At 52.3% G+C, this 26,039-nt stretch carries 17 protein-coding genes and 1 riboswitch; of the genes, 11 read left to right on the top strand and 6 right to left on the bottom strand.

Going from position 1 to position 26,039, the window contains the following annotated elements; translation table 11 throughout:
- The first annotated feature begins 149 nt into the window (after window positions 1–149).
- A complete protein-coding gene (gene rpoB / locus IBT47_RS25425; RefSeq protein ID WP_105595693.1) occupies window positions 150–4,178 on the top strand; it encodes a DNA-directed RNA polymerase subunit beta in 4,029 nt (1,342 codons plus the stop codon).
- Window positions 4,179–4,272: 94 nt separating this feature from the next.
- Complete coding sequence (gene rpoC, locus IBT47_RS25420) at window positions 4,273–8,493, top strand: DNA-directed RNA polymerase subunit beta' (RefSeq protein WP_105595692.1); 4,221 nt, start codon at window positions 4,273–4,275, stop codon at window positions 8,491–8,493.
- 382 nt (window positions 8,494–8,875) lie between these two features.
- On the opposite strand, the gene IBT47_RS25415 is transcribed toward rpoC, so the two are convergent.
- Window positions 8,876–9,070 carry a DUF1127 domain-containing protein gene (locus tag IBT47_RS25415; RefSeq protein WP_370569952.1) on the bottom strand — a complete coding sequence of 65 codons (195 nt, stop codon included), beginning with the start codon at window positions 9,068–9,070 and terminating at the stop codon, window positions 8,876–8,878.
- A 173-nt stretch (window positions 9,071–9,243) separates the two neighbouring features.
- Here IBT47_RS25415 and IBT47_RS25410 point away from each other — a divergent pair, with 173 nt between their 5' ends.
- Complete coding sequence (locus tag IBT47_RS25410) at window positions 9,244–10,734, top strand: PLP-dependent aminotransferase family protein (RefSeq protein ID WP_200563892.1); 1,491 nt, start codon at window positions 9,244–9,246, stop codon at window positions 10,732–10,734.
- Between the two features lie 128 nt (window positions 10,735–10,862).
- Here IBT47_RS25410 and thiE read toward each other — a convergent pair whose 3' ends face one another.
- The 3 genes from thiE to rsd all read right to left on the bottom strand — a co-directional run bounded on the left by thiE (window position 10,863) and on the right by rsd (window position 14,286).
- On the bottom strand, window positions 10,863–11,507 hold the full coding sequence (thiE, locus tag IBT47_RS25405) for a thiamine phosphate synthase (RefSeq protein ID WP_200563890.1): 645 nt from the start codon (window positions 11,505–11,507) through the stop codon (window positions 10,863–10,865).
- Complete coding sequence (gene thiC, locus IBT47_RS25400) at window positions 11,504–13,453, bottom strand: phosphomethylpyrimidine synthase ThiC (protein WP_234472104.1); 1,950 nt, start codon at window positions 13,451–13,453, stop codon at window positions 11,504–11,506. The genes thiE and thiC overlap by 4 nt, the downstream gene beginning before the upstream one ends.
- A gap of 89 nt (window positions 13,454–13,542) precedes the next feature.
- Window positions 13,543–13,643, bottom strand: a riboswitch (TPP riboswitch).
- A 136-nt stretch (window positions 13,644–13,779) separates the two neighbouring features.
- Entirely contained in the window at window positions 13,780–14,286 is a 507-nt protein-coding gene (gene rsd, locus IBT47_RS25395) for a sigma D regulator (protein ID WP_200563887.1), read from the bottom strand.
- Window positions 14,287–14,359: 73 nt separating this feature from the next.
- Here rsd and nudC point away from each other — a divergent pair, with 73 nt between their 5' ends.
- The 8 genes from nudC to IBT47_RS25355 all read left to right on the top strand — a co-directional run bounded on the left by nudC (window position 14,360) and on the right by IBT47_RS25355 (window position 22,775).
- Entirely contained in the window at window positions 14,360–15,133 is a 774-nt protein-coding gene (gene nudC / locus IBT47_RS25390) for an NAD(+) diphosphatase (protein WP_200563885.1), read from the top strand.
- 373 nt (window positions 15,134–15,506) lie between these two features.
- Window positions 15,507–16,229 (top strand): polymer-forming cytoskeletal protein, encoded by a 723-nt coding sequence (locus tag IBT47_RS25385; RefSeq protein ID WP_200563882.1) that lies wholly within the window; start codon window positions 15,507–15,509, stop codon window positions 16,227–16,229.
- A 161-nt stretch (window positions 16,230–16,390) separates the two neighbouring features.
- The gene (gene hemE, locus IBT47_RS25380; RefSeq protein WP_200563880.1) at window positions 16,391–17,458 is read left to right on the top strand and encodes a uroporphyrinogen decarboxylase; all 1,068 of its coding nucleotides are present in this window, start codon (window positions 16,391–16,393) and stop codon (window positions 17,456–17,458) included.
- Between the two features lie 3 nt (window positions 17,459–17,461).
- Window positions 17,462–18,127, top strand: a complete 666-nt coding sequence (gene nfi, locus IBT47_RS25375) for a deoxyribonuclease V (protein WP_200563878.1) — start codon at window positions 17,462–17,464, stop codon at window positions 18,125–18,127.
- Between the two features lie 62 nt (window positions 18,128–18,189).
- Complete coding sequence (locus tag IBT47_RS25370; protein ID WP_105595682.1) at window positions 18,190–18,780, top strand: YjaG family protein; 591 nt, start codon at window positions 18,190–18,192, stop codon at window positions 18,778–18,780.
- Window positions 18,781–18,969: 189 nt separating this feature from the next.
- A complete protein-coding gene (hupA, locus tag IBT47_RS25365) occupies window positions 18,970–19,242 on the top strand; it encodes a nucleoid-associated protein HU-alpha (protein WP_002438605.1) in 273 nt (90 codons plus the stop codon).
- A gap of 112 nt (window positions 19,243–19,354) precedes the next feature.
- Window positions 19,355–20,026 carry a DUF1481 domain-containing protein gene (locus IBT47_RS25360; protein WP_370569953.1) on the top strand — a complete coding sequence of 224 codons (672 nt, stop codon included), beginning with the start codon at window positions 19,355–19,357 and terminating at the stop codon, window positions 20,024–20,026.
- A 418-nt stretch (window positions 20,027–20,444) separates the two neighbouring features.
- Window positions 20,445–22,775 carry an autotransporter outer membrane beta-barrel domain-containing protein gene (locus tag IBT47_RS25355; RefSeq protein ID WP_200563874.1) on the top strand — a complete coding sequence of 777 codons (2,331 nt, stop codon included), beginning with the start codon at window positions 20,445–20,447 and terminating at the stop codon, window positions 22,773–22,775.
- 60 nt (window positions 22,776–22,835) lie between these two features.
- On the opposite strand, the gene purD is transcribed toward IBT47_RS25355, so the two are convergent.
- Window positions 22,836–24,116, bottom strand: coding sequence for a phosphoribosylamine--glycine ligase (gene purD / locus IBT47_RS25350; protein WP_105595679.1), 1,281 nt, complete (start codon window positions 24,114–24,116; stop codon window positions 22,836–22,838).
- Window positions 24,117–24,130: 14 nt separating this feature from the next.
- Window positions 24,131–25,720 (bottom strand): bifunctional phosphoribosylaminoimidazolecarboxamide formyltransferase/IMP cyclohydrolase, encoded by a 1,590-nt coding sequence (gene purH, locus IBT47_RS25345; protein WP_200563872.1) that lies wholly within the window; start codon window positions 25,718–25,720, stop codon window positions 24,131–24,133.
- Window positions 25,721–26,039 lie beyond the last annotated feature (319 nt).

The following is a 26,039-nucleotide window of genomic DNA, read 5'->3' as shown; positions in this document are numbered from 1 at the left end:
CAGTCAAAAGCAATGAAATGATTTAAGCGTGATAGAAAGAGGTATTACAAAAGGTGCTCTGCCTTTTGCACGACACAAAACAGCGTTGCATGAACTGTCCCCACTGGACGGACAGAAAGGTTCTACTTTTCAGCGAGCTGAGGAACCCAATGGTTTACTCCTATACCGAGAAAAAACGCATTCGTAAGGATTTTGGAAAACGTCCACAGGTTTTGGACATTCCATATCTCCTTTCTATCCAGCTTGACTCGTTCCAGAAGTTTATCGAGCAAGATCCGGAAGGCCAGTATGGTCTGGAAGCTGCATTCCGTTCCGTATTCCCAATCCAAAGCTATAGCGGTAACTCTGAGCTGCAGTACGTCAGCTACCGTTTAGGCGAACCTGTATTTGATGTGAAAGAGTGTCAGATTCGTGGCGTCACGTATTCTGCACCCCTGCGCGTAAAACTGCGCCTGGTGATCTACGAGCGCGAAGCGCCGGAAGGCACAGTTAAAGACATCAAAGAACAAGAAGTGTACATGGGTGAAATTCCACTCATGACCGATAACGGTACCTTTGTCATCAACGGTACTGAGCGTGTTATCGTTTCTCAGCTGCATCGTAGCCCTGGTGTCTTCTTCGACAGCGATAAGGGTAAAACCCACTCGTCTGGTAAAGTGCTGTATAACGCACGCATCATTCCTTACCGTGGTTCATGGTTGGACTTCGAGTTTGACCCGAAAGACAACCTGTTCGTCCGTATTGACCGTCGTCGTAAGCTGCCGGCCAGCATCATCCTGCGCGCGCTGAATTACACCACTGAGCAGATCCTCGATCTGTTCTTCGACAAAGTGGTTTATGAAATTCGCGATAACAAGCTGCAGATGGAGCTGATCCCTGAGCGTCTGCGCGGCGAAACTGCATCGTTCGATATCGAATCTAACGGTACTGTCTACGTTGAGAAAGGCCGCCGTATTACCGCGCGCCACATTCGTCAGCTGGAAAAAGACAGCGTTGCACATATCGAAGTACCGGTTGAATACATCGCAGGTAAAGTCGTCGCTAAAGATTACATCGACGAAGGTACCGGTGAGCTGCTGGTTGCGGCGAACATGGAGCTGTCACTGGATCTGCTGGCTAAACTGAGCCAGTCCGGTCACAAGCGTATTGAAACCCTGTTCACCAACGACCTGGATCACGGCCCGTATATCTCTGAGACGCTGCGCGTTGACCCAACCAACGATCGCCTGAGCGCGCTGGTTGAGATCTACCGCATGATGCGTCCTGGTGAGCCACCAACGCGTGAAGCGGCCGAAAACCTGTTTGAGAACCTGTTCTTCTCTGAAGACCGCTACGATCTGTCTGCGGTTGGCCGTATGAAGTTCAACCGTTCTCTGATGCGTGACGAGATCGAAGGTTCCGGTATCCTGAGCAAAGACGACATCATTGAAGTGATGAAGAAGCTCATCGGTATCCGTAACGGTATTGGCGAAGTGGATGATATCGACCACCTCGGCAACCGTCGTATCCGTTCCGTCGGCGAAATGGCAGAAAACCAGTTCCGCGTAGGTCTGGTCCGCGTTGAGCGTGCGGTGAAAGAGCGTCTGTCTCTGGGCGATCTGGATACCCTGATGCCACAGGATATGATCAACGCCAAGCCAATCTCTGCGGCAGTGAAAGAGTTCTTTGGTTCCAGCCAGCTTTCCCAGTTTATGGACCAGAACAACCCGCTGTCTGAGATCACGCACAAGCGTCGTATTTCTGCACTGGGCCCGGGCGGTCTGACGCGTGAGCGTGCAGGCTTTGAAGTTCGAGACGTACACCCGACGCACTACGGTCGCGTATGTCCAATCGAAACGCCTGAAGGTCCAAACATCGGTCTGATTAACTCGCTGTCTGTGTACGCACAGACCAACGAGTATGGTTTCCTGGAAACCCCGTATCGTCGCGTGCGCGATGGTGTGGTGACCGACGAAATTCATTACCTCTCTGCAATCGAAGAGGGTAACTACGTTATCGCTCAGGCAAACACCAACCTCGACGACGAAGGTCACTTCGTAGACGACCTGGTAACCTGCCGTAGTAAAGGCGAATCGAGCCTGTTCAGCCGCGATCAGGTTGACTACATGGACGTTTCCACCCAGCAGGTGGTTTCCGTCGGTGCGTCACTGATCCCGTTCCTGGAGCACGATGACGCCAACCGCGCATTGATGGGTGCAAACATGCAACGTCAGGCGGTTCCAACTCTGCGCGCTGATAAGCCGCTGGTTGGTACCGGTATGGAGCGTGCGGTAGCGGTTGACTCTGGTGTTACAGCTGTAGCGAAACGTGGTGGTACCGTTCAGTACGTTGATGCATCTCGTATCGTTATCAAAGTTAACGAAGATGAAATGTATCCGGGCGAAGCCGGTATCGACATCTACAACCTGACCAAATACACCCGTTCTAACCAGAACACCTGCATCAACCAGATGCCTTGCGTGAACCTGGGTGAGCCAATTGAACGTGGTGATGTGCTGGCCGACGGTCCTTCAACGGATCTGGGCGAACTGGCACTGGGTCAGAACATGCGCGTCGCGTTCATGCCGTGGAACGGCTACAACTTCGAAGACTCCATTTTGGTCTCCGAGCGCGTGGTACAGGAAGATCGCTTCACCACTATCCACATCCAGGAACTGGCATGTGTGTCTCGTGACACCAAGCTGGGGCCGGAAGAGATCACCGCTGACATCCCTAACGTGGGTGAAGCTGCGCTCTCTAAACTGGATGAATCCGGTATCGTGTATATCGGTGCAGAAGTGACCGGTGGCGACATTCTGGTTGGTAAGGTAACGCCAAAAGGTGAAACCCAGCTGACGCCAGAAGAGAAACTGCTGCGTGCGATCTTCGGTGAGAAAGCGTCTGACGTAAAAGATTCTTCTCTGCGCGTACCGAACGGCGTGTCTGGTACCGTTATCGACGTTCAGGTCTTCACCCGCGATGGCGTGGAAAAAGACAAGCGTGCGCTGGAAATCGAAGAAATGCAGCTGAAGCAGGCGAAAAAAGACCTGTCTGAAGAACTGCAGATCCTCGAAGCTGGCCTGTTCAGCCGTATCCAATACCTGCTGGTTTCCGGCGGTGTGGAAGCGGACAAACTGGACAAGCTGCCTCGCGAGCGCTGGCTGGAACTTGGCCTGACCGACGAAGAAAAACAAAACCAGCTGGAGCAGCTGGCCGAGCAGTACGACGAGCTGAAGCACGAGTTTGAGAAGAAACTTGAAGCTAAGCGCCGCAAAATCACTCAGGGCGATGACCTGGCACCTGGCGTGCTGAAAATCGTTAAAGTGTATCTGGCCGTTAAACGTCAGATCCAGCCTGGTGACAAAATGGCAGGTCGTCACGGGAACAAAGGTGTTATCTCCAAGATCAACCCAATCGAAGATATGCCATACGATGAGAACGGTACGCCGGTCGATATCGTACTGAACCCGCTGGGCGTTCCATCACGTATGAACATCGGTCAGATTCTTGAAACCCACCTGGGTATGGCTGCGAAGGGCATCGGCGAGAAAATCAACGCTATGCTTAAGAAGCAGGAAGAAGTGGCTAAGCTGCGTGAGTTTATTCAGCGTGCTTACGATCTGGGTACTGATGTACGCCAGAAAGTTGACCTGAACACCTTCACCGACGACGAAGTGCTGCGTCTGGCAGAGAACCTGAAAAAAGGTATGCCAATCGCAACGCCAGTGTTTGACGGCGCGAAAGAGAGCGAGATCAAAGAGCTGCTGCAGCTCGGCGGCCTGCCTTCTTCCGGTCAGATTACCCTGTTCGATGGTCGTACCGGCGAACAGTTCGAGCGTCAGGTTACCGTTGGCTATATGTACATGCTGAAGCTGAACCACCTGGTTGATGACAAAATGCATGCACGTTCTACCGGTTCTTACAGCCTGGTTACTCAGCAGCCGCTGGGTGGTAAGGCTCAGTTCGGTGGTCAGCGCTTCGGTGAGATGGAAGTGTGGGCGCTGGAAGCATACGGCGCAGCCTATACCCTGCAGGAAATGCTTACCGTTAAGTCTGATGACGTGAACGGTCGTACGAAGATGTACAAAAACATCGTCGACGGCAACCATCAGATGGAACCGGGCATGCCAGAATCCTTCAACGTACTGTTGAAAGAGATTCGCTCGCTGGGTATTAACATCGAGCTCGAAGACGAGTAACCCCTGAGGTTATTCGCATCTGCTGTACTGGTTACAGGGTGCCCTGCTGCGGCAGGGCATCCCTGAGAAGTCTCACTCCGACGGGAGCTAATCCGTGAAAGACTTACTTAAGTTTCTGAAAGCGCAAACTAAGACCGAAGAGTTTGATGCGATCAAGATCGCTCTGGCCTCGCCAGACATGATCCGTTCCTGGTCTTTCGGCGAAGTTAAAAAGCCGGAAACCATCAACTACCGTACGTTCAAACCAGAACGTGACGGGCTTTTCTGTGCGCGTATTTTCGGGCCGGTAAAAGACTACGAGTGCCTGTGCGGTAAGTACAAGCGCCTGAAACACCGTGGTGTGATCTGTGAGAAGTGTGGCGTTGAAGTTACACAGACCAAAGTCCGCCGTGAGCGCATGGGCCACATTGAGCTGGCTTCTCCAACTGCGCACATCTGGTTCCTGAAATCGCTGCCATCCCGCATCGGTTTACTGCTGGATATGCCACTGCGTGATATCGAACGTGTTCTGTACTTCGAATCTTACGTCGTTGTTGAAGGCGGCATGACCAATCTCGAAAAGCGCCAGATCCTGACTGAAGAGCAGTATCTTGACGCGCTGGAAGAGTTTGGTGATGAATTCGACGCGAAAATGGGTGCGGAAGCGATCCAGGCCCTGTTGAAGAACATGGATCTGGAGCAAGAGTGCGAGCAGCTGCGTGAAGAGCTGAACGAGACTAACTCCGAAACCAAACGTAAAAAGCTGACCAAGCGTATCAAGCTGCTGGAAGCGTTCGTACAGTCTGGTAACAAGCCAGAGTGGATGATCCTGACCGTGCTGCCTGTACTGCCACCGGATCTGCGTCCGCTGGTACCGCTGGACGGCGGTCGTTTCGCAACTTCAGATCTGAACGATCTGTATCGTCGCGTTATCAACCGTAACAACCGTCTGAAGCGCCTGCTGGATCTGGCTGCACCTGACATCATCGTACGTAACGAAAAACGTATGCTGCAGGAAGCGGTAGATGCGCTGCTGGATAACGGCCGTCGCGGTCGTGCGATCACCGGTTCTAACAAACGTCCTCTGAAATCTTTGGCTGACATGATCAAAGGTAAGCAGGGTCGTTTCCGTCAGAACCTGCTCGGTAAGCGTGTTGACTACTCAGGCCGTTCTGTAATCACCGTAGGTCCATACCTGCGCCTGCATCAGTGCGGTCTGCCGAAGAAAATGGCACTGGAGCTGTTCAAACCGTTTATCTACGGCAAGCTTGAACTGCGTGGTCTTGCTACCACCATCAAAGCCGCTAAGAAAATGGTTGAGCGTGAAGAAGCTGTCGTTTGGGATATCCTGGACGAAGTTATCCGCGAACACCCGGTCCTGCTGAACCGTGCACCAACCCTGCACCGTCTGGGCATCCAGGCGTTTGAGCCAGTACTGATCGAAGGTAAAGCTATTCAGCTGCACCCGCTGGTTTGTGCGGCATATAACGCCGACTTCGATGGTGACCAGATGGCTGTTCACGTACCGCTGACGCTGGAAGCCCAGCTGGAAGCACGTGCGCTGATGATGTCTACCAACAACATCCTGTCCCCAGCGAACGGTGAACCAATCATCGTTCCTTCTCAGGACGTTGTACTGGGTCTGTACTACATGACCCGTGACTGTGTTAACGCCAAAGGCGAAGGCATGGTGCTGACTGGTCCAAAAGAAGCCGAGCGTATTTATCGCGCTGGCCTCGCGTCTCTGCACGCTCGCGTTAAGGTACGTATTACCGAACATGAGAAGAACGAGCAGGGCGAATGGGTTGCAAAAACCAGCCTGATCGATACAACCATCGGTCGTGCCATCCTGTGGATGATCGTGCCGAAAGGTCTGCCTTACTCTATCGTCAACCAGGCGCTGGGTAAGAAAGCGATCTCCAAGATGCTGAACACCTGTTACCGCATCCTGGGCCTGAAGCCAACGGTTATCTTTGCTGACCAGACTATGTACACCGGCTTTGCCTATGCGGCACGTTCAGGTGCGTCTGTTGGTATCGACGACATGGTTATCCCAGAGAAGAAAGTGGAAATCATCACCGAAGCGGAAGCTGAAGTGGCTGAAATCCAGCAGCAGTTCCAGTCTGGTCTGGTTACCGCTGGCGAACGCTATAACAAAGTGATCGATATCTGGGCTGCGGCCAACGAACGCGTTGCGAAAGCGATGATGGAAAACCTGTCTACCGAAACCGTGATTAACCGTGACGGTGAAGAAGAGCGCCAGGTTTCCTTCAACAGCATCTTTATGATGGCCGACTCCGGTGCGCGTGGTTCTGCTGCACAGATTCGTCAGCTTGCCGGTATGCGTGGTCTGATGGCTAAGCCAGATGGCTCAATCATCGAAACGCCAATCACCGCGAACTTCCGTGAAGGTCTGAACGTACTCCAGTACTTCATCTCTACTCACGGTGCTCGTAAAGGTCTGGCGGATACCGCACTGAAAACTGCGAACTCCGGTTACCTGACTCGTCGTCTGGTAGACGTGGCGCAGGATCTGGTCGTTACCGAAGACGATTGTGGTACCCACGAAGGTATCATGATGACCCCGGTTATCGAGGGTGGTGATGTTAAAGAGCCGCTGCGTGAGCGCGTTCTGGGTCGTGTGACCGCAGAAGACGTTCTCAAGCCGGGTACTGCTGATATCCTGCTGCCGCGTAACACGCTGCTGCATGAAGCGCAGTGTGACATCCTCGAAGAACACTCTGTTGACAGCCTGAAAGTGCGTTCCGTAGTAAGCTGCGAAACCGACTTCGGCGTGTGTGCTCACTGCTACGGTCGTGACCTGGCGCGTGGCCACATCATCAACAAAGGTGAAGCGATCGGTGTCATCGCTGCACAGTCAATCGGTGAGCCGGGTACACAGCTGACGATGCGTACCTTCCACATCGGTGGTGCGGCATCTCGTGCGGCTGCTGAATCCAGCATCCAGGTTAAGAACAAAGGTACCATTAAACTCTCTAACGCTAAGTCGGTAACCAACTCCGCTGGCAAGCTGGTAATTACTTCTCGTAATACCGAGCTGAAAATGATCGATGAATTCGGTCGTACTAAAGAGAGCTATAAAGTTCCTTACGGTTCTACCATGGCTAAAGGTGACGGCGAGCAGGTTGCAGCGGGCGAGACCGTAGCAAACTGGGATCCACATACCATGCCGGTAATCACCGAAGTGAGCGGTTTCATTCGCTTCACCGACATGATTGATGGCCAGACCATTACCCGCCAGACGGATGACCTGACCGGTCTGTCCTCTCTGGTTATCCTGGACAGTGCGGAACGTACTGCTGGTGGTAAGGATCTGCGTCCGGCACTGAAGATCGTTGATGCTAACGGTAACGACGTAATGATCCCTGGCTCTGATATGCCAGCTCAGTACTTCCTGCCGGGTAAAGCGATTGTTCAGCTGGAAGATGGCATCAAGATCAGTTCAGGTGACACCCTGGCGCGTGTTCCTCAGGAATCAGGCGGTACCAAGGACATCACCGGTGGTCTGCCACGCGTTGCTGACCTGTTCGAAGCCCGTCGTCCGAAAGAGCCGGCAATCCTGGCTGAGATCAGCGGCATCATCTCGTTCGGTAAAGAAACCAAAGGTAAGCGTCGTCTGGTGATCACGCCAATCGATGGTAGCGATCCGTACGAAGAGATGATTCCGAAATGGCGTCAGCTGAACGTGTTCGAAGGTGAACGTGTTGAGCGCGGTGACGTTGTTTCCGATGGCCCAGAGTCTCCACATGACATTCTGCGTCTGCGTGGCGTTCATGCGGTTACCCGTTACATCACTAACGAAGTGCAGGAAGTTTACCGTCTGCAGGGCGTTAAGATTAACGATAAGCACATCGAAGTCATCGTTCGTCAGATGCTGCGTAAAGCAACTATCGAGAGCGCAGGAAGCTCCGACTTCCTCGACGGTGAGCAGGTTGAATTCTCTCGCGTTAAGATCTCTAACCGCGAGCTGGAATCCAACGGCAAAATCGCTGCAACATTTGCACGCGACCTGCTGGGTATCACCAAGGCGTCTCTGGCAACCGAGTCCTTCATTTCTGCGGCCTCGTTCCAGGAAACTACGCGCGTACTGACCGAAGCAGCCGTTGCGGGCAAACGTGACGAACTGCGCGGCCTGAAAGAGAACGTAATTGTAGGCCGTCTGATCCCAGCCGGTACTGGTTACGCTTATCATCAGGATCGTATGCGCCGCCGTGCAGCTGGTGAAGCACCAGTTGTACCTCAGGTGACTGCTGATGAAGCGTCTGCCAGCCTGGCAGAACTGCTGAACGCAGGTCTGGGTGGTAATGACGATTAATCGTCAACCACCTGTGGCATAGTAAAAAACCTCGCTTCGGCGAGGTTTTTTTTTGCCCATAAAAAGTCGACAGGGATATGACGATGATTTGAATGTGGATCTGAAAGCGGCAACCCTGTGCTTCCTGGTTCGCGATTAGCGTATTGCCGAATGCGGTCGATATGGCAGTGGGAAGTATGGTGGGAAAGCGTAGAGTCTGGTCAGCTACAGCTGCCTGTCTTCCTGCTGCGATGGCAGTTTTTCATCTGTGTCACAGCATTGAGCCGTTATGCAATGCCATGCAGACGGCGATCCCGTGGGCCACTATCCTGGGTAATAAAAAAAATAGCAACGGAGGCAGGACGTCTCCGTTGCCGCGGGCGCGCAATCCGCCCAAGCCACATCACTTATAGTGCCGGACATCATGGCAGGTCAGCCCGATATCCTTCAGCTGCGCATCGCTCAGCTGGGAGAGAATTTTTCTGGTACATGCCCGCATGCGCTGCCGCTGCCAGTGGTGATAAGGAATAATGAAGATCGCTTTGATCAAACCCCAACTGAACGGTTTTGCTGCTCTGTTTTCATGAAACTCCATCATCTGCCCCTCAATGCCCGGTGTCTGAATGCTATTTTGTCGCGGATGACATCAATGATACAGATGCAGAAATAATGTTTTATTGACATACAGATGGCGTGATACGCTGACTGAATGGTCATAAAGACGCTAATCTGTACTGGTTTTCATCCAGAAGTGGCGATAAGGGGGATACAATGACGCGTTACCAATATCTGGCCGATCTGTTGGCCCAGCGTATCGAGCAAGGCCTTTATCAGGCAGGAGAACGGCTTCCGTCAGTACGCACCCTGAGCAGCGAACATGGTGTCAGCATCAGCACGGTGCAGCAGGCCTACTACCTGCTGGAAGAAAGGCAGCTGATCACCCCCCAGTCTCGTTCGGGATATTTTGTTACCCCGCGCAAAGCAGCACCGCCGGTTCCGGCGATTACCCGCCCGGTACAGCGGCCGGTTGAGATCACCCAGTGGGATGCCGTATTGCATCTGCTTGAAGCTCGTTCCGATGAGCAAACCCTTCAACTGGGTAGTGGCATGCCGGACGTTGGGCAGCCAACGCTGAAACCGTTATGGAAAGCCATAAGCCGGGTTGCACAACAGCAGGATGAACGCCTGTTGGGCTATGACACGCTGTATGGTCTTCCGGAGCTGCGTGAACAGATTGCACGCCTGATGATCGACAGCGGCTGCCAGCTGGGCGCGGATGACATCGTGATTACTACCGGCTGCCATGAAGCCCTGTCGATATCGATACGGGCGGTCTGTCAGCATGGCGATATCATCGCCGTTGAATCGCCGACCTTTCACGGCATCATGCAAACCCTGCGTGGATTTGGCATCCGTGCGATAGAGATCCCCACTGACTCTTCAACGGGCATCAGCCTTGAAGCACTGGAGCTGGCCTTTGAACAATGGCCGATCAAGACCGTGGTGGTGGTGCCAAACTGTAATAACCCACTGGGATTTATTATGCCGGAGCACCGCAAGCGCGCACTGGTCACGCTGGCACAGCGTTTTGACGCAGCAATCATTGAGGATGATGTTTACGGTGAGCTGGCCTTTGACTACCCGCGCCCGATAACCATCAAGTCGCTGGATACCGACGGACGGGTGCTACTCTGCAGCTCGTTCTCAAAAATACTGGCCCCGGGACTACGGGTAGGCTGGGTGGTACCGGGGCGCTATTTTGACCGGGTACTGCATATGAAATACATCGTTACCGGGTCAACAACAACGCTGACGCAGATGGCCGTCGCCGGATTTATAAGCCAGGGCTACTACCAGCCGCACCTGCGGCGGATGCGCATCACCTATCAGCGAAACCTGGAGATATTTACTCGCCTGGTACGTCAGCATTTTCCCTGCGGTATTTGTGTCACCCGTCCCCAGGGTGGTTTCCTGATCTGGGTTGAGTTACCGGAAGCGTTTGATTCACACTGGCTCAATGCTGAACTGCGGGATTCAAAAATCCAAATCGCCGTCGGTTCGTTGTTTTCCGCTTCGGGTAAGTATCGCAACTGCCTGCGGTTGAGCTATGCCCAAACCTGTACGGATAAAACCGAGCGGGCGCTGGCGATTCTTGGTGCTGCCGTAGAGCGGGCCATGCAATCCTGCTCACCGGTATATGAGCTGGCTACGGCCAGTAACGATCGGGGAGAAGGCAGGGCCAGCGGGAAGGAACAGCGCTGACCCTGGCTGACGGCGAAACTGTCGTCAGCCCCGCCACTATAGCGGGGTATACAGAGGTGAAAAGCCGCAGAGACTGAGTCTGCGGCGTTGCTTCATGACAGTTTGCCGGCGTTACGACACATTACATTTTATTGTGCAGCGCCTTCCGGGGATTCAATCAGATCCAGCAGCTGGCGAGTTGCCGCCTGCCAGTCTTCCGCTTTGGTGATGGCACTGACCACGGCCACGCTGCCGACACCGGTTGCCAGCACGGCCGGGACGCGATCGATGCTGATACCGCCAATAGCGACAGTAGAGACACCCTGCAGGCGTTGAATATGCCGAGCCAGTTCCGCTAACCCCTGTGGCGCAGAAGGCATATCTTTGGTCTGCGTTGGAAAAACGTGGCCCAAAGCGATGTAGGACGGTTCTACGGCCAGCGCCCGATCCAGCTCGGCATCATCGTGAGTAGACAGTCCCAGCCGCAGTCCTGCAGCGTGAATCGCATCAAGGTCGGCGATATCCAGGTCTTCCTGACCCAGATGAACACCATACGCCTGATATTTGATCGCCAGACGCCAGTAGTCATTGATAAACAACCTTGCCTGGTAACGTTTGCCGAGGGCAATCGCTTCAGCGATCTGCTGCTCTACTTCATCATCCTGACGATCTTTAATGCGCAGTTGTATAGTGCGCACACCAAAATCCAGCAGGCGGACAATCCACTCAACGGTTTCCACCACCGGATAAAGCCCAAGCCGGGCGTCGGTAGCGGGAAAAGGACCACGACTCATACATTTTCCTCGGTTTTAAGCGCATCGGCGCGGTGATACAGTTCACCGCCGCGATTGCGGAATTCATCAGACATCTGCGCCATACCTATTTCAATCGGCATGGCCTGGGCTTGCTGGCGCGCGGCGTACTCTCGCACTTCCTGGGTAATCTTCATTGAACAGAACTTCGGCCCGCACATTGAGCAGAAGTGCGCCACCTTACCGGATTCCTGCGGCAGGGTTTCATCATGATAGGCACGGGCGGTATGCGGATCGAGGGCAAGATTAAACTGATCTTCCCAGCGAAATTCAAAGCGCGCCTTCGACATCGCATTATCACGGATCTGCGCGCCGGGATGGCCTTTTGCGAGATCGGCGGCATGCGCGGCGATCTTATAGGTAATCAGCCCCTGTTTAACATCTTCTTTGTTAGGCAATCCAAGATGCTCTTTCGGCGTCACATAGCACAGCATCGCGCAGCCAAACCAACCGATCATCGCTGCACCAATCCCGGACGTAAAGTGGTCATAGCCGGGAGCGATGTCGGTGGTCAGCGGGCCGAGCGTATAAAATGGTGCTTCATGGCAATGTTCCAGCTGCTCGGTCATATTACGGCGGATCATCTGCATTGGCACGTGCCCGGGTCCCTCAATCATCACCTGCACATCATATTCCCAGGCAATTTTGGTTAGCTCTCCCAGCGTATGTAGTTCGGAGAACTGCGCTTCGTCGTTAGCATCCTGAATCGAACCCGGGCGCAGGCCGTCCCCGAGTGAGAGTGAAACATCATAGGCGGCGCAGATTTCACAAATCTCGCGGAAATGCAGGTAGAGGAAGCTCTCTTTATGGTGCGACAGGCACCATTTCGCCATGATCGACCCGCCGCGCGAAACAATGCCGGTCAGCCTTTTAGCGGTCATCGGTACGTAACGCAGCAACACGCCGGCATGAATGGTGAAGTAGTCAACGCCTTGCTCTGCCTGTTCCAGCAGCGTATCGCGGAAAATTTCCCAGTTAAGATCTTCTGCTACGCCATTAACCTTCTCCAGCGCCTGGTAGATTGGCACGGTGCCAATCGGTACAGGGCTGTTACGCAGTATCCATTCACGCGTTTCATGGATATAGCGACCGGTAGAAAGATCCATCACCGTGTCGGCGCCCCAGCGTGCAGACCACACCAGTTTTTCAACTTCCTCCTCAATCGAAGAGCTGACCGCGGAGTTGCCGATATTGGCGTTGATCTTCACCAGGAAGTTACGCCCAATGATCATCGGTTCTGATTCCGGATGGTTAATATTGGCCGGAATGATCGCCCGCCCGGCGGCGACTTCCTGGCGCACAAACTCTGCGCTGATATTTTCAGGCAGGCTGGCGCCGAAGCTGTTGCCCGGATGCTGTTGCAGAAGGATTTCACCGCGAATACGTTCACGGCCCATATTCTCGCGGATGGCGATATATTCCATTTCCGGGGTGATCACGCCCAGGCGCGCGTAATGCATTTGAGTAACGCAGCGGCCTGCCAGTGCGCGGCGTGGACGAGGAAGGTTCTCGAAACGCAGATGATCCAGGCCTTCATCGGCCAGCCGCTGTTGGGTGTAGACCGAGCTGAGTTCAGTAATTTCTTCCGTATCGGCACGCTGGTGAATCCATGTGCTGCGCAACTTGTCGATGCCGCGATGCACATCGATAGCCGCTGCCGGATCGCCGTAGGGGCCAGCCGTGTCGTACACAGGCACCGGCTCATTCTCTTCCAGCGTCGGGTTATCTTTGCTGCCCCCAATCACGGTTGGACTAAGCTGGATTTCGCGCATTGGCACGCGGATATCGTCCCGGGAGCCGGTCAGATAAATACGTTTTGAATTGGGGAAGGCCGTGCCTTGCAGAGAATCGATAAACTGCTGAGCTTCAGCGCGCTGCTCACGGCGATTGGTTTTTTTCTCAACGAGAAGTTTTTCAACGGTAGACATAGCAAATTCCTGAAATATTAGGGAAAGTTGCTTGCCTGGAGGCGGGAGTAATTTGAACGATGTGAAACATTTTATTTCGCATCATCGCAGACGATTTTACTCTTGTTCCCTTCGCAGGTGTTAACCTGAACAGGTTCCGCGGATCCCGAATTAACGGTCTCAGCCCCATGGGGCACTCCGACAAGAAATACTCTCTGATTTTCAGACTTTGTTGTCAGAAAATCAGTTTTAAGTCAGAACAAAACGTTTTTTGCTCAAACTAAATAGCCCCTTCAGCATAAAGGGGCTAATTGGAAACTACAAGTAATTCACAATCTGATAACGAATCAGGCGGAAGGCGCAAGAGGCGCTACATCTTTAGTTATCTGATTTTCAGCAACTTTTTCCAGAGCCAGCTTGATAAATTTATCTTCCAGCACGAAACGTTCAGCCAGCACTTCGCCGACCAGGGAAAGCGTTTGCTGGAAATCTACCGCATCATCTGTTTCGATGGCCTTTTCCAGATACGTATCATAAATCTGCATAATGTGGTCGGTATTGGCACGTAAGGATGGATAAATTAATGCCGCCTGCGCCAGCTGTTCCGTTCCTTCCAGCTCTTTAATGAAACGTTCGTAAGCCGTGAAATGGCCGGTAGAGAGATAGTCCACCAGATTCTGGCAAAAATTATCCAGCGCATTTTCATCGAGCGCCGTCAACGATTCCTTGTTAGGCTTTAAACCGGCCATTTGATAATAGGCAATCAGCAGCTGCTTACGGGCGTGTAAACAGAAATCGACCAGTTCACTACAGCCGCCAACCCGCGCGGCCAGATTTTCTAACTGGTTAAGCATGTTCATCTCCGTGAGTTTTATTTTTAATGCCTGACCTCAAACCAGTCTTTGAGCTGAGGATGATAAGCAAGTTATGGAACGTCAAATATCAAGCGTAGACACTGGCTGGTGGGTTGTCAGCCACGAACATAAAATTTGGTTACCAAAAGGCGAAATTCCTCGAGGATCTGCCGAATCATTCGGCTTGACGGGATCAAAAGGATCGCCTATCGGCGAATGGCAGGGGGAAACGGTGTGGTTGATCTGCGAAAACCGCACGCGTGATACCGGATCGCTGCGTCAGCTACTCGATCAGGAGACCGGTTTATTCCAGCTGGCTGGTCGGGGTATACAGTTGGCAGAGTTTTACCGGTCGCACCGCTGGTGTGGCTATTGCGGCCACGAGATGCGTCATAGCAAAACCGAATGGGCCTGCCTGTGCAGCCACTGTCGGCAGCGTTACTATCCGCAAATTGCTCCCTGTATCATTGTTGCCATTCGCCGTGAAGATAAGATCCTGCTGGCCCAGCATACCCGCCATCGTAACGGCATTTATACCGTGCTAGCGGGCTTTGCTGAAGTCGGTGAGACGCTGGAGCAGACGGTAGCGCGCGAAGTGATGGAAGAGGCGGCAATTAAGGTTAAAAATCTGCGATATGTTTCATCTCAGCCGTGGCCATTTCCACAGTCGCTGATGATGGCCTTTATGGCCGACTATGATGCGGGCGAAATCAACATTGATCCTAAAGAACTGCTGGATGCGTGTTGGTATCGGTATGATGCTTTACCGCTGTTGCCGCCAGCAGGCACTATCGCACGACGTTTAATCGAGGATACAGTGGCATTATGCCGTGCTGATGATGAGTGAAATTCACGACTGATTAACAATTTGATGCATTAGTACTTCCCACTCTGTTTCCCCTGGTTTGCCGTTTGGTGCGGCCGGGGGATTGACTGCTGTCCAGATATAAGGACCTTTAGGTTTATCTCTGCGGTGAATTCTAATATGATTCACTGCGTGGAAGATTTTAAGCTCGTAACAAGGAATAGTTTTCAATTGACTCCGTTTTTCGCTTTAAATTCCCGATGAAAGAAATAGTCTTTATTTAACTCAGAGTGCTATTTCCTAATATATCTTATTAAATCCTTTGAAAGCGAAGTTGCCGATCCGTATGCAGCCATTAGTGATGCGGTCGGGCGACAATTCATCAAGGTGATTCATATGTAGGTTGGATGTAGGTATGTTTAAGAACAGAACGCAATATTATCTTTGGGGGATCTGGATTTTCTGGATCGGTAGCATTATCGCTTTTTTGCTATCGCACAGAATTTCAATGCTGATTTTCCTTGGCGGTATGGGATGCCTTGTCCTGCTGAGTCTGTCGACATATCTACGCGTTAATAGAGTGATTATAAATATGTTTAATTTCAGTAAGAAAGAAGAAGTTAAAACGACAAAAGGACAGGATTCGTCCGCCAGTACAATGAGTGAGAGCATCAGCATGGACCCATCAGCGGAAAGTAATAATATTAAGGAAACAACTATTTCACCCGGAACAATGCTACGCGGTGAAATTACTAATGAAAATAACATTACCATTAGCGGTGAAGTTGAGGGTGATGTAACCAGTAAAAAAGTCACGCAGATCGGTAAGGAAGGAAAAGTCGTTGGGAAAGTCACATCCTTAAAGCTGATCGTAAACGGTCTGTTAAAAGGATGCTGCTACGCGAAAACGGTAGTGATAATGTCGCGAGGAAGAATAGAAGGCGATGTTTATGCTAGTGAATTCTCAATTGAGAAAGGTGGCGTATTTATTGGTAACTCTCATTGGGTTGAAGAAACCGCTGAAATAAAAGATAAAAAAGCAAAAAATTCAAATAGCCCAGATCCTGAACGTGCGCCTTCACTGGTTTCTGTTGAAGGTGGTGCTGCAAAAAGTAATCAGATGCAGGCTAAGAAGTAGCACGAGGTGCCCCATTTCAGGCCCGGTTCCGCCCCTGCCTTGATATTTATATGCGTACAGGCAGGGAAATTTTGCGATCCCTTCAAATTATCGGGCTACCGGGCACAGTCAATCTTGATAAATGGTACACTACAGGCTTATTTGGAGTAGAGAGCCCTGTGATGAGTGAACTGAAGAACGATCGTTATCTGCGCGCCCTGCTGCGCCAGCCTGTTGATATTACCCCCGTATGGATGATGCGCCAGGCCGGACGCTACTTGCCGGAGTATAAAGCCACGCGTGCCGTCGCCGGTGACTTCATGTCGCTGTGTAAAAACGCCGAGCTGGCCTGTGAAGTCACGCTGCAGCCTCTGCGGCGCTATGCGCTTGATGCGGCAATTCTGTTCTCCGATATTCTGACGATCCCTGATGCGATGGGGCTGGGCCTCTACTTTGAAACGGGTGAAGGTCCTCGTTTCTCGCAGCCAATAACGTGCCGTGCCGATGTTGAGAAGCTGCCGATCCCCGATCCTGAACAGGAACTGGGCTATGTGATGAATGCCGTGCGAACGATTCGCAAGAATCTAAACGGCGAAGTGCCATTAATCGGTTTCTCCGGCAGTCCCTGGACGTTGGCGACCTATATGGTGGAAGGCGGCAGCAGTAAAGCATTTACCAAGCTCAAAAAGATGATGTATGCCGAACCACAGACTCTGCACCTGATGCTCGACAAACTTGCTGATAGCGTAACCCTTTACTTAAACGCCCAAATTCGCGCGGGTGCACAGTCGGTGATGATCTTCGATACCTGGGGCGGTGTACTGACGGGCCGCGACTATCGCGAGTTCTCGCTCTATTACATGCACAAGATCGTCGATGGCCTGCTGCATGAGAATGACGGTCGCCGCGTTCCGGTAACGCTGTTTACGAAAGGTGGCGGTCAGTGGCTGGAAGAGATGGCAGCAACCGGCTGTGATGCGCTGGGTCTGGACTGGACTACGGATATCGCCGATGCCCGTCGCCGCGTGGGGGATAAAGTGGCACTGCAGGGAAATATGGACCCTTCCATCCTTTACGCACCTCCTGCACGGATCGAGCAGGAAGTGGCAGGTATTCTCGAGGGCTATGGCCAGGGAACCGGACACGTGTTCAACCTGGGTCACGGAATTCATCAGGATGTACCGCCAGAGCATGCGGGCGCTTTTGTGGAGGCGGTGCACAAACTTTCGCGCCCTTATCACCAGGAGTAAAAAATGGACATAGCCGTATTGCGTGACCAGCAGCGTGCTCTCGCAGCTGACGTTATCCTTCAGGATGATTTTGACGTCATGCCTCCGCGACTGATAGGTGGCGCGGATGTCGGCTTTGAGCAGGGCGGAGAGGTTACCCGTGCCGCCCTGGTCATACTGGAATACCCTTCACTGCGGCTGATTGAGCATCAGGTGGCGCGTATAGCCACCACCATGCCCTACATTCCCGGTTTTCTTTCCTTCCGTGAAACTCCTGCACTGCAGGCCGCCTGGCAGCAGCTTGCTCATCGTCCCGACCTGTTACTGGTAGATGGCCACGGCATCGCTCATCCAAGGCGGCTGGGTGTGGCAAGCCACTTCGGCCTGCTGGTGGACGTCCCGACGATTGGCGTGGCGAAAAAGCGGCTGTGTGGCGCATTTACGCCGCCGGATGCTGAACCCGGCAGCTGCCAGCCGCTGATGGATAAAGGCCAGCAGCTTGGCTGGGTATTGCGCAGTAAAGCGCGCTGTAACCCGCTGTTTATCTCCACCGGACATCGTGTCAGCCAGGCTACCGCTCTTAAGTGGGTGGAAAACTGCTTGCAGGGTTATCGACTGCCGGAGCCAACGCGCTGGGCGGATGCCGTTGCGTCACGGCGTCGGGCTTTTACCTCTCTCCCTCAGGGTTAACCGTGATGCCGTGGTGCTTTTCAGGTACACTCCCCGCAGCGCGTTAATTCTGAGACCCTGATATGTTACGTAACCCAATTCATTTACGGCTGGAAAAGCTGGAAAGCTGGCAGCATGTGACTTTTATGGCCTGCCTGTGTGAGCGGATGGCCCCTAACTACCGTGCATTTTGCCAGCAGACCGGTTTCGGCGATGGGCAGCTGTATCGCCGCATTCTGGATTTGCTGTGGGAAACCCTGGTGGTGAAGGATGCGAAGGTCAACTTCGACAGCCAGCTGGAAAAACTGGAAGAGGCTATCCCTTCCGCTGACGATTACGATCTGTACGGTGTTTATCCGGCAATCGATGCCTGTGTCGCGCTCAGTGAGCTGATCCATTCTCGCTTGAGTGGCGAAACCCTGGCACATGCTATTGCCGTCAGCGAAACGTCAATCACCACCGTCGCCATGTTGGAAATGACACAGGCCGGACGTGAAATGACCGAAGAAGAACTGAAGGCTAACCCCGCGGTTGAAGAGGAATGGGACATCCAGTGGGAGATTTTCCGCCTGCTGGCAGCCTGCGAGGAGAGGGACATCGAGCTGATCAAAGGGCTGCGATCCGACCTGCGTGAATCCGGAATCAGTAATATCGGGATAGATTTTCATCAATAAGGCCACAAAACGTGACTTCAGGCCAGATTTGTAGAGCCTTTGGGCTTCACATTCGCCCCCACTCTGGTCTACATTTGGGGGGCTGAAAAATGTGGCTATCGGTGCGTGTAGGCTGGAGAGTGCCAGAATCTGGTTTTTCCCCTCGCACCTGGTGCTTAGCAAGCGATAAATACACTGTAAGGATAACTTATGAACAAGACTCAACTGATTGATGTAATTGCGGACAAAGCGGACCTGTCTAAGACCCAGGCTAAAGCTGCACTGGAATCCACTCTGGCTGCGATTACTGAGTCTCTGAAAGAAGGTGATGCTGTACAACTGGTTGGTTTTGGTACCTTTAAAGTTAACCACCGTGCTGAGCGTACTGGCCGCAACCCGCAGACTGGCAAAGAAATCAAAATTGCTGCTGCAAACGTACCAGCATTCGTTTCTGGTAAAGCACTGAAAGACGCTGTTAAGTAATCGTCTGACGGTGAAGAGTTTAAACAGGGGGGCGTATTCGCCCCTTTTGTTTATCTGACGTAAATCTTCTGGCTGCTTTCCTACTGCCGCTGCGGTCATGTGATATTCTTTTATCATGAAACTGACGCTTCCCAACCGTATCTCCATTCTCACTATTCTGCTGCTGCTAGCTGGCTGCAGTTCGCGTTCCGATCTGCCCGATTTTACCGCCAGCGGCTATCTTGCCGATCGTGGTGCCGTACGAATTTGGCGAAAAGACAGTCAGGCAGAGATCTCCCACATGATGACCGTTTTTACACCCTTCAGCGGTGGTGCAACGGAAACGACGGATTATCAGTGGCTGAATGGCAAGCCGGTGGCGATTGAACGCCATGTTTCAGGTAAGCAACCTGATGATGTGACGCTACGTTTTGATCATGATGGTGCTTTAAGCTTTATGCAGCGACAGCTGGCCGGGCATCGGGAACCTTTATCTGCGGATGAAGTGGCGCTTTATCAGTTTGACGCGCAGCGCATGCTGAAGATTAGCAACGATTTGCGGAACGGGCGGGTGATGCTGATCCAGGGGCGTTGGTTGCCCGGTGGAGAGGTCGCCAGCTGTCAGGGCAATCAGCTACGGCCAGAGTTCGATGAAATGGAGCTGGAACAGATTGCCAGGCAGCGGGCATCTGCGCCTTCCGAGCCGCTTAACGTCGCATGGCTACAGGCTCCGGAGGGAGTCCAACTACTACTGGCCAGCCAGGAGGATCTTTGCCAGAGTGAACCCAAAGAGGCGGATTTCTGAGAGGGTATTTGAGTCATTCGAATAAATTCTTCCGGCCCTGCATTCTGATATTATTATCTTCGATTCGATAATTTTACCCTGTACTTGTCCATTCTCAATTTTTTCAGATCATCAAAAGCATAAACTAATACCGCTGAGATAAATTAGTTCCTGCATTGAGCGTATTAACAGTAATAACTCTCCTGATGATAGCGCTTCGTATTCGTATGCAAAGTAGCGAGTCTCCATTTGTTAATAAGGCGTGTATTAATTTAACTTAAAAGGATGAATGATTTATATTATTAAGGTGAATGCTAGTTTTTACCTTATTTTGCGCAAGAAATTAAATATCCAGCATTAAATGATAATTTAAAAAATAATGGAAAGCTTTACTCTTCCTCGCGGTTGATGGATTTGATTCATAAAAGGGAAATTTAAGATGTACAGAAAAAAAGTTATCAGTTTACTCATCTCTGGCGCACTTTTTGGACCAGAGTTGGCGTTCGCGTACTCGACGGTCATTGACGGCCAGGTCATTAATTCGACGGATGAGGCTGGTGTTTTTAATAAAGGATGGGAAAATGAAAATGGTTTTCTGGTAAAGGACACTACAATTAATGTGTTCGTAGAGAATAGTGGTGATAAAGCGAACGGTATTTTGGTCAATGCTTCGCGAGTAGAGAATACGAACCAGACGACAACAATGGTAGTAAACTCCACCATCAACTCTGAGGGGAGTGGGGCTTACCTGGTTGGCGGAATAGCCTCGTTTGATAATACCAATATTGAATCTCAGGGGGTTTACGGTATCGTCACCAAGGGCGGCCAGCTTAGTCTTACAAATGGTACGGTTGTCAATGCCACGAAGAACGGCTTTGGATTTTATTTCCTGCGGGGATACTCTGACTTTGACGGTTCTCGAGGTACCTATGAAGACAATGACGTTCTTATTGACTCATCAACGGTGAAGACTGAAAACAATGTCGCTATCGTTGTTGGCAAAGACACCTTAGCGAATATCACCGTGAGTGGAAATTCAACCATATCGAGCGGGAATGGTCGGTTTTTGGCTACCCTTGATGGATCGACGACTAATTTAAACGTGAGTGACAGTGTCCTTAATGGTTCAACTTCTGCTCAGGATGCATCAACGATTAATTACAATCTTAGTAACAGTTCGCTTGATGGGGCCGTTATTTCTTCAAAAGATTCTCAAGTGAAAGTTGATTTAAATAATAAATCTTCGCTTGTTGGTTCTGCTCAGAACGTCAAAGAAATCGATGTTGACGGAACATCGTTGTGGCACATGGGGGCCAGCTCGGATGTTGGCAATCTCACAAATGCGGGTCTTATTCAGCTTTCAGATACGGATAAAACAGGTTCGGTCCTGACGGTCCATAATAACTACGTCGGGAATGGCGGGACCCTTGTTTTCAATTCTGAATTAGCGGGTGATGATTCTCCTTCCGATCGATTATCGATTGAAGGAAATAGTTCAGGCGATACTAACGTTGTCGTGAATAACATTGGCGGTAAAGGAGCACAAACGGTTGAAGGCGTGGAGTTAATCCGCGTAGACGGTCAGTCGGATGGTACCTTTAATCAGTCCGGTCGCATCGTTGCCGGGGCTTACGACTACTCTCTGGTCCGCGGAAATACGAATAGCAACAACTGGTATCTGACCAGCCAGAAACAGCCCGATCCCCCCGTTAATCCGCCGGTTGAGCCACCTGTTGAACCTCCCGTTAACCCACCGGTTGAACCACCTGTAAATCCGCCGGTTGAACCGCCTGCTAACAAGGAACGTATCGTTCGTCCTGAGGGGGGGGCTTACAGTGCAAACATTGCTGCGGCACTGACTCTTTTTGAAAGTCGCCTGAGTGATAGACAAGGAACGTTTTATGTTGACCCGCTTAGCGGCGAGAAAAAATATACGACTCTTTGGTTAAATCAGGTTGGTGGCCGTACCCACGCCAACGACAAGAGCGGCCAGCTGAAAACCAACAATAATCGTTACTCGGCGATGCTGGGTGGCGATATCGGCAGCGGTGTTGGCGCGGCGGGTTCCTGGCGCGTTGGCCTGTTAGCGGGTTACGGACACGGCCATAACACCACCACGTCCCGCGTTACCGGCTATCGCGCAAAAGGTAATGTTCGAGGCTATACCACCGGCGTGTATGGCACCTGGTATGCTGAGGGCACCGACGAACACGGGCTGTATGTGGATACTCTGGTTCAGTACAGCTGGTTCAAGAATAAGGTAAAAGGTGACGATATCAGACGCGAACACTATGACTCTGATGGGGTAAGCACCTCGCTGGAAACAGGTTATGTGATCCCCGTGAGCCAGAGTGAACGTAGCGGATTTTATCTCCAGCCTCTGGCACAGATAACGTGGTCGGGTATTTCTGCCGATAACCATACGGAAAAGAATGGTACGCGTGTCATTGGAAAAACGGACAATAACGTACGTTCTCGTTTAGGTATTAAAGCCTTTGCAAAAGGTCATTCATCGCAGGATCAGGGCGCAGGGCGCGAGTTCAAACCGTTTATTGAAACGAACTGGATTCACAACACACGTAACAACAGCGTATCGATGGATGGCGTAGATGTGACGCAGTCAGGCACGCGGAATATTGCAGAAGCCAAACTGGGTATTGAGGGTGATTTCAATCAGCAGCTAAGGCTAACCGGAACGATTGGGCATCAGATGGGCGATCACAGCTGGACAGATACTTCAGCGGCGATTGGTATTAAATACAGTTTTTAACCGCTAAAAAAGAAGCGCCCGAGAAGGGCGCTTCTTATCGCAACAGCTGAAGATGACGGCTTACTTACGATTTATCGCACGGTAGCCAATGTCTTTACGGCAGAAGCTGCCTTTCCATGAGATTGGCTGGGCCAGCTCGTAAGCACGCTTCTGAGCGGCAGCAACATCTGCACCCAGCGCGGTGACGCACAGTACACGCCCACCGTTGGTCACCACCAGATCGTCTTCCAGCGTCGTACCCGCGTGGAACACTTTACCGTCGGCAACTTCTTCCAGCGGTAAACCGTGGATTTGGTCACCGGTTGCATAGTCACCCGGATAGCCGCCGGCAGCCAGTACCACGCCCAGCGATGGACGGGGGTCCCAGACGGAATCTTTCTGGTCCAGTTTACCGTCAACGGCAGCCAGGCAAAGATCCACCAGATCCGACTGCAGGCGCAGCATGATTGGCTGAGTTTCCGGATCGCCGAAGCGGCAGTTAAACTCGATGACTTTCGGCTGGCCGCTTTTATCGATCATCAGACCGGCATACAGGAAACCGGTATAGACGTTGCCTTCGCCCGCCATGCCGCGCACGGTTGGCCAGATCACTTCATCCATTACGCGCTGGTGGATTTCATCGGTCACAACCGGAGCAGGGGAGTAGGCACCCATACCGCCGGTGTTCGGGCCGGTGTCCGCATCGCCGACGCGTTTATGGTCCTGGCTGGTGGCCATTGGCAGCACATTCTCGCCGTCAACCATCACAATGAAGCTGGCTTCTTCGCCATCAAGGAACTCTTCCACCACAATGCGGTGGCCAGCATCACCGAAAGCGTTACCGGCCAGCATATCCTGAATGGCATCTTCCGCTTCCTGTAGCGTCATCGCCACAATCACACCTTTACCCGCCGCCAGGCCATCGGCCTTAATGACGATTGGCGCACCTTTCTCACGCACATATGCGAGGGCAGGCTCCACTTCAGTAAAGTTCTGGTATTCCGCAGTCGGGATCTGATGACGGGCCAGGAAATCTTTGGTAAAGGCTTTAGAACCTTCCAGCTGTGCAGCGGCCTGAGTCGGGCCAAAGATTTTCAGACCGGCGGCACGGAACGTATCCACCACGCCTTTCACCAGCGGCGCTTCCGGGCCGACGATGGTCAGATCGATTTTCTCACTCAGGGCAAAGTCCAGCAGGCCCTGAATGTCGGTTGGGCTGATTGCCACGTTCTGCAGCGCAGGCTCCAGTGCGGTACCGGCATTGCCCGGGGCAACGAATACGGTGTCAGCCAGCGGTGACTGAGCGGCTTTCCAGGCAAGCGCATGTTCACGGCCGCCGTTACCAATAACCAAAATTTTCATTTGAGACTCCGTAATTAATGGCGGAAATGACGCATGTCGGTAAAGATCATCGCAATGCCGTGTTCGTCAGCAGCGGCAATTACTTCGTCATCGCGGATAGAACCACCCGGCTGGATCACGCAGGTGATACCCACTGCGGCAGCAGCATCAATCCCATCGCGGAACGGGAAGAAGGCATCGGAGGCCATCGCTGAACCTTTCACTTCCAGGCCTTCATCAGCGGCTTTGATACCGGCAATTTTGGCAGAGTAAACGCGGCTCATCTGGCCCGCACCTATCCCGATAGTCATATTGTCACGGGCATAGACGATGGCATTGGATTTCACGAATTTTGCCACTTTCCAGCAGAACAGCGCATCACGCAGTTCCTGCTCGCTCGGCTGACGTTTGCTGACCACGCGCAGCTGGCTCTCATTAACCATGCCGAGATCGCGATCCTGCACCAGCAGGCCGCCGTTCACGCGCTTGAAGTCCAGGCCTTTCTGGCGCTGCTGCCACTGGCCGCAGGTCAGGACGCGAACATTTTGCTTCGCAGCGGTCACCTTCAGGGCGGCTTCGCTGGCAGATGGCGCAATGATCACTTCCACAAACTGACGGCTGATGATGGCCTGAGCCGTGGCTTCATCCAGCTCGCGGTTGAAGGCGATGATCCCGCCGAAGGCTGAGGTTGGGTCGGTTTTGTACGCGCGCTCGTAGGCATCAAGAATCGATCCACCTACCGCCACGCCGCACGGGTTCGCGTGTTTGACGATAACGCAGGCCGGCTGATCAAACTCTTTCACACATTCCAGTGCTGCATCGGTGTCGGCGATGTTGTTATAAGAAAGCGCTTTACCCTGAACCTGCTGTGCGGTGGCAACTGAAGCTTCTGATACATTCTCTTCTATATAGAAGGCAGCATCCTGATGGCTGTTTTCACCGTAGCGCATATCCTGCTTCTTGATGAAGTTCAGGTTCAGCGTACGTGGGAAGCGGCCAGCAGGCGCATTAGTCTCACCATGGTAAGCAGGAACCAGGCTGCCAAAGTAGTTGGCGATCATGCTGTCGTAAGCGGCAGTGTGTTCGAAGGCTTTAATAGCCAGATCGAAACGGGTTTCCAGCGTCAGTGAATTATCGTTGGCATCCAGCTCGGCCACGATAGCCTGATAGTCGCTGCTCTTCACAACAATCGCCACGTCTTTGTGGTTCTTGGCAGCGGAGCGCACCATGGTTGGGCCACCGATATCGATATTCTCTACCGCATCTTCCAGCGAGCAGCCTTCGCGTGCAACGGTCTGGGCGAACGGGTAAAGGTTAACGACGACCATATCAATAGGAGAGATGCTGTGCTCGGACATGATGGCATCATCCTGACCGCGGCGTCCTAAAATGCCACCATGCACTTTTGGGTGCAGCGTTTTGACGCGTCCATCCATCATTTCCGGGAAACCGGTGTAGTCAGAGACTTCCGTTACGGGCAGGCCAGCATCGGCCAGCAGGCGCGCGGTGCCGCCAGTGGAGAGCAGCTCTACGCCACGTTGAGAAAGCGCCTGAGCGAATTCGAGGATACCGGCTTTGTCAGACACGCTGAGCAGCGCGCGGCGTACAGGACGACGTTGTTGCATGGTGGTTTTATCCCTTGGCTTTGGATCGCATATAAAGAGCGTTATATGAAGCTTAGTCTTTCTCTTCTCTATATAGAGGAAGATAAGTTTCAGGTAACGCCCCTGAAAGGGGCTTCCATTACGCGCGGGCATTGTAGCGAAAACGTTTGCGCGTTGCTCGTCAAAATTGTCATTCAATAAAGAATGTGGATAAGTTTGTGCATAAACAGGTATAAGGCGGGGTTTTGCTGTGGAATGCAGCAAACGGTAAAATTATCGCAATTTAGCCCTTGTCAGCCGTCGAGAACTGCCTATAATGCGCAACCACTGAGACGGCACA

It is taken from the genome of Erwinia sp. S43, assembly GCF_016624745.1.
GTDB classification, from domain to species: domain Bacteria; phylum Pseudomonadota; class Gammaproteobacteria; order Enterobacterales; family Enterobacteriaceae; genus Erwinia; species Erwinia coffeiphila.
Note: the sequence above shows the minus strand (reverse complement) of the source record. Positions and strands in the feature narration are given on the sequence as shown.

What these genes read in the sequence shown, in the direction of transcription:
- nudC (WP_200563885.1), top strand. Translation starts at nt 14,360, where the DNA reads ATGGAACGTCAAATATCAAGCGTAGACACTGGCTGGTGGGTTGTCAGC.
- thiC (WP_234472104.1), bottom strand. Translation starts at nt 13,453, where the DNA reads ATGTCTACCGTTGAAAAACTTCTCGTTGAGAAAAAAACCAATCGCCGT.
- nfi (WP_200563878.1), top strand. Translation starts at nt 17,462, where the DNA reads ATGGACATAGCCGTATTGCGTGACCAGCAGCGTGCTCTCGCAGCTGAC.
- hupA (WP_002438605.1), top strand. Translation starts at nt 18,970, where the DNA reads ATGAACAAGACTCAACTGATTGATGTAATTGCGGACAAAGCGGACCTG.
- thiE (WP_200563890.1), bottom strand. Translation starts at nt 11,507, where the DNA reads ATGAGTCGTGGTCCTTTTCCCGCTACCGACGCCCGGCTTGGGCTTTAT.
- purH (WP_200563872.1), bottom strand. Translation starts at nt 25,720, where the DNA reads ATGCAACAACGTCGTCCTGTACGCCGCGCGCTGCTCAGCGTGTCTGAC.
- rsd (WP_200563887.1), bottom strand. Translation starts at nt 14,286, where the DNA reads ATGCTTAACCAGTTAGAAAATCTGGCCGCGCGGGTTGGCGGCTGTAGT.
- IBT47_RS25410 (WP_200563892.1), top strand. Translation starts at nt 9,244, where the DNA reads ATGACGCGTTACCAATATCTGGCCGATCTGTTGGCCCAGCGTATCGAG.
- purD (WP_105595679.1), bottom strand. Translation starts at nt 24,116, where the DNA reads ATGAAAATTTTGGTTATTGGTAACGGCGGCCGTGAACATGCGCTTGCC.
- rpoB (WP_105595693.1), top strand. Translation starts at nt 150, where the DNA reads ATGGTTTACTCCTATACCGAGAAAAAACGCATTCGTAAGGATTTTGGA.
- hemE (WP_200563880.1), top strand. Translation starts at nt 16,391, where the DNA reads ATGAGTGAACTGAAGAACGATCGTTATCTGCGCGCCCTGCTGCGCCAG.
- IBT47_RS25370 (WP_105595682.1), top strand. Translation starts at nt 18,190, where the DNA reads ATGTTACGTAACCCAATTCATTTACGGCTGGAAAAGCTGGAAAGCTGG.
- IBT47_RS25355 (WP_200563874.1), top strand. Translation starts at nt 20,445, where the DNA reads ATGTACAGAAAAAAAGTTATCAGTTTACTCATCTCTGGCGCACTTTTT.
- IBT47_RS25415 (WP_370569952.1), bottom strand. Translation starts at nt 9,070, where the DNA reads ATGATGGAGTTTCATGAAAACAGAGCAGCAAAACCGTTCAGTTGGGGT.
- IBT47_RS25385 (WP_200563882.1), top strand. Translation starts at nt 15,507, where the DNA reads ATGTTTAAGAACAGAACGCAATATTATCTTTGGGGGATCTGGATTTTC.